General features: G+C 63.6%; 1 protein-coding gene. It reads right to left on the bottom strand.

Features of this window, described 5'->3' with window-relative positions:
• A partial coding sequence (locus AC1DH9_RS30780; protein ID WP_477809538.1) for an Ig-like domain-containing protein occupies positions 1-505 on the bottom strand: 505 nt, incomplete at both ends.

The raw sequence follows: 505 nt of genomic DNA, 5'->3' as shown, positions 1-505 counted from the left end.
GGTCACGTCCACCGTGGAACTCGAGAGTGCCCCGTGTTCGTCCTGCATCTGGTAAGTGAGCGTCACGTGCTCGACCACGCCCTGCGCCAGATGRTCGAARTCRCTYCCCGGRKTGAACACCAGCTGGTTGYCGACCACGCTGGCMSTGCCTTTGTTTGCCGGCGCGCTGGCCGAGTTCAGCGTGAACAGGTGGCCGTCATCGACATCGGTGTCGTTGGCCAGCACGTCGATGCTCAGGGTCTGGTTTTCCGTACCGGCGGCCGTATCGGCCACCGCTACCGGCGCGTCGTTGGTGCCGGTGATSGTCACRTCCACCGTGGAACTCGAGAGCGCCCCGTACTGGTCCTGCATCTGGTAASTGAGCGTCACGTGCTCGACCACSCCYTGCRCCAGATGGTCGAAATCAGCCCCCGGATTGAACTGCAACTGGTTGCCSRCSACGCTGGCACTGCCTTGGCCGATYGGCGCGCTGGCGCTGACCAAGGTGAATGCATGGCCGTCATCG

The organism is Pseudomonas sp. 05T35 (assembly GCF_056396605.1).
Note: the sequence above shows the minus strand (reverse complement) of the source record. Positions and strands in the feature narration are given on the sequence as shown.